Raw genomic sequence first — 3,836 nt, 5'->3', positions numbered from 1 at the left:
TTGGCCTTGAATTCGGCCGTGTGCACCTTGCGTTTCTTTGCTTCACCCATTTGCTGTCATCCTTTCGTGGACGACAGCTTAAACTACCCCGTGGCCGCTGTCTCAAAAGGTGGATCCACTATAGTTCGATCTCGTTGTTGAATATGTAGAGACACAGATACACAAACGGTAGCGCAGTAGGATTAAGCGCTTTCCATCGTGGCAGCCGCAATGATCTCGCTGACATTTGAAGGTTTCATTAGGTGCAGATCGAAGCCTGCTGCTTTCGCTTGGAGTCGTGAAGCTTCGTCTCCCCATGCAGTGAACGCAACCAGCTTAGCCTTACAAAGCTTAGCATCGGCCCGCAAGCGCCGCGCGACTTCGTACCCATCCATAATAGGCATGCCGATGTCGAGAAACACCAGGTCAGGATGAACGACGCGGGCGATGGCCAGCGCTTCAGGCCCACCGTAGGCGACACTAACACTGAAGCCGTAGGCTTGAAGTAGGAAGGCTGTCGTGTCTGCCACGTCTTGATTGTCGTCGACTACCAATATATTTTTATGTAAGCCCATGGTCATGCTCAGTATCGTTGATCGACTACAACGTTCGTCCGTAGATGTCACATCATAAGCCTTAACAAGTAACAGTTGAGTTTAATTTCGCTTCCTGAATCTTTCCTCTTGGCATCGGTATGTTTTACGTTGCGGAAATCCGACTATCTTGTGTGTACTTACGGCGGAGCATATCGGCCCTCCGTTACAGGCCGTTTGCGGAAATTCCGGATGCTCCCAATTTAGTGAGATTGTTGCCCAACGGGAAATTCTCGGTTGATTTAGACGAGGCGAGCGCAACATCCGTCCCCGTCCCTTAAGGGAATTCAACGTAACTTCGATCAACGAGTGTTACATCGGAAGCAAGATAGGCTTGTCTGGCTAGGCAGGAGGGAAAGATGCCCGTAACTTACTGTCAGCTACTAAACCCTTCGCTGGATACAGTAGCCTCGCTACCATGTAGGGCACATTAGTGTCTACGAGCGCTGCCTCGCTTCGCGAAAATCACCTTGACTAGAGCACCGAAAATATGAATTATTGCTACTTTATCTATAGCCAATGGTGTGCGTCTGTTCTCATCAGTTCAGGATACAATCGACGTTTTGCGCAGCGTTAAATATTTCTCCAGGAAAACTACATGTCCGTTTTAGTAAGAAATAATGTTCGCATTGCGGGTGACGGAGCCGCTACTATGGTGTTTGCTCACGGGTTCGGGTGTGATCAGACGATGTGGCGTTTTCTTACCCCTGCCTTCGGTGAACATTTTCGTACTGTTTCGTTTGATCTCGTCGGCAGCGGCGCGTCTGATATCACGGCCTATGATCGAGTGAAGTATGGCACGCTGCACGGGTATGCTGACGATCTGCTTGAGATCTTGGATGAGTGCGCAACCGGGCCCGTGGTGTTTGTCGGTCATTCCGTTAGTACCATGATTGGCATGCTTGCGACGATCAAGGCGCCCGAACGGTTTGCCGCGCAAGTCATGATTGGACCTTCCCCTTGTTATATTAATGATGGCGACTACATCGGCGGGTTCAGACATGAGGACATTGACGAGTTGCTTGAGACACTCGAATCGAACTATCTGGGCTGGTCCAGCAGCATGGCGCCAGCGATCATGGGCGTGCCAGACCAGCCCGCCTTGCGCGAGGAATTAAGGGACAGTTTTTGCCGCAACGATCCTGAGATCGCCAAGCACTTCGCTCGCGTTACCTTCCTCTCTGATCATCGTGCCGATGTACCTAAATCGCAGGTGCCGGCATTGATTCTTCAATGCAGCGATGACCTGATCGCCCCCCGTGCTGTTGGCGACTACCTGCATCGACACCTGCCAAACAGCATCTTGCATGTCATTGAGAACGTAGGTCATTGTCCACACATGAGCGCGCCAACTGAGAGCTCAAGGGTCATTGAAAGCTTTCTCGCGCAGACTTTGCGCTGATCCTGATGAATGAGACACTGCCGTCGGGTGATTTTTTATTCGAGCATGCGGCTTGCGCACTATTGCTTGTTAAGCCCGACGGCTTGATCTTAAAAGCAAATGCAAGGGCATGTCGTTGGCTCGGGTATGAAGAGGATGAGCTGTCCGGCAAGCAGCGCATGCCGGACCTACTCCCTGTTGGCGCGCGCTTGTTCCATCACACACACTGCCTTCCTATCCTCCAAGTGCAAGGGTCTGTGGCCGAGATTCAAGTCGACTTGTATAACCGCTTGGGCGAGCGAGTGCCGATGCTGATAAACATCATGCGCTTGAAAGACGGTGATCGCGTGCTTGACCAGTGGGCGCTGTTCAAGGCCTCGGATCGCAGGAAATATGAGCGCGAACTGCTCATTGCACGCAAGACGGCCGAAGCAGCGCTCGAAGCGCGCCAGGGGGCGGAAGCGCAACTGCAGGCTGCCAATGCACGCTTGTCGACAGCTGACCGACGCAAGGACGAGTTCCTCGCAACGCTTTCTCATGAGCTTCGAAATCCGCTCGCGCCAATGCGTAGCGCACTCGACGTCTTGAAATTGAAGTTGGATGGCGTAGCAGACGATCGTCTGATGTCGGTATTCGATCGCCAACTACGGCATCTAACCCGGTTGGTCGACGATTTAATGGAAGTGTCACGGATCACCCAAGGACGCATGCAACTGAAGCAGGAGCCGGTCGATCTGTGCATGCTGGTGCGCAGCGCTGCGCAGGATGTAAAGAGTCTTATGGAGGCGGCCAGGCACACGTTCAAAGTATCGCTTCCGCAGCATCCTGTTGTAGTCAACGGGGATGCTACCCGACTGGTGCAGGTCGTCCTGAACCTGTTGACCAATGCGGTGAAATACACTCCTGACGGTGGACTGATCAGTCTTGAGTTGACGCGTGATCAAGGACAGGCTGTACTTCGGGTGCGCGACAATGGCATTGGGATCGCGTCCGACGCGCTTTCGACTGTGTTCGATATGTTTTCCCAGCTTGAACCAGCCCTGGAGCGAGCTAAGGGTGGATTGGGTATCGGACTAGCGTTGGTACGCGGTTTGGTCGAACTCCATGACGGCATTATTTATGCTGACAGCGCAGGACTGGGCAGGGGAACCGAATTCACGATGCGCCTGCCGCTCAGCACTGGCATTGTGTCTTGCCAAGATTCTGAAGCTCCCTATGTACACCCAGTCAGCCTGCGCGTTATGGTTGTTGATGACAACGCGGATGCTGCCGAAACAATGGCGATGGCGTTGGAGTTGGATGGCTATGACGTAAAGGTGGCCCATACCGCCGAAGCAGCGCTCGACATTGCGACCCACTTCATGCCTCAGGTCGCTTTGCTGGATATCGGACTTCCCGATATAAACGGTTACGAATTGGCAAGGCGACTACGGTTAACGACCGAGGGGGCGTCCATGATTTTGATCGCGTCGACTGGGTGGGGGCAGGACAAAGATCGTCAACTCGCGTTTGATGCTGGTTTCAATCACCACCTCACCAAGCCAGTGGATTTTGCGCAGTTGCGCTTATTGTTGGCTCCTAATAATTAGGAAACTTCATAGACAAGAATGGCAGCTTTAAATCAGGTCCTGTACAGCACGCTTGCGGCTCCTAATGACTTCTTGTAACCGAAAGCAGACCGGTTGAATGCGCAACCCATTGCGGACGTGCGTCGTCAGACAGGTGGCATAGGGTTTTGTGCCCGTAGTTCATCGAAAGTTACGGTAATCCCCCCACAGAAAGAGCGCGTTTAGAAGTAGAATTTTCTACTTAAGAACAGAAAGCTCTACATGAAGACGTCCCGTTTTACCGACAGCCAGATCATCGCCATCCTCAAGCAAGCC

At 52.6% G+C, this 3,836-nt stretch carries 3 protein-coding genes; 2 read left to right on the top strand and 1 reads right to left on the bottom strand.

Annotated features, from left to right (window positions below; all coding sequences use genetic code 11):
- Positions 1 to 182: 182 nt before the first annotated feature.
- Positions 183 to 560, bottom strand: a complete 378-nt coding sequence (locus tag J3U95_RS27980; RefSeq protein WP_208281736.1) for a response regulator — start codon at positions 558 to 560, stop codon at positions 183 to 185.
- Positions 561 to 1,170: 610 nt separating this feature from the next.
- Between J3U95_RS27980 and J3U95_RS27975 the strand changes: the two genes are divergently transcribed.
- Positions 1,171 to 1,974: an alpha/beta fold hydrolase gene (locus tag J3U95_RS27975; RefSeq protein ID WP_208281735.1), complete on the top strand. Its 804-nt coding sequence runs from the start codon at positions 1,171 to 1,173 to the stop codon at positions 1,972 to 1,974.
- 5 nt (positions 1,975 to 1,979) lie between these two features.
- Entirely contained in the window at positions 1,980 to 3,542 is a 1,563-nt protein-coding gene (locus J3U95_RS27970) for a hybrid sensor histidine kinase/response regulator (protein WP_208281734.1), read from the top strand.
- Positions 3,543 to 3,836: the final 294 nt, after the last annotated feature.

This window comes from Massilia oculi, from assembly GCF_017582745.1.
In the GTDB taxonomy this organism is placed as follows: Bacteria; Pseudomonadota; Gammaproteobacteria; order Burkholderiales; family Burkholderiaceae_D; genus Telluria; species Telluria oculi_A.
This window is presented reverse-complemented; position numbering and strand designations above follow the sequence as displayed.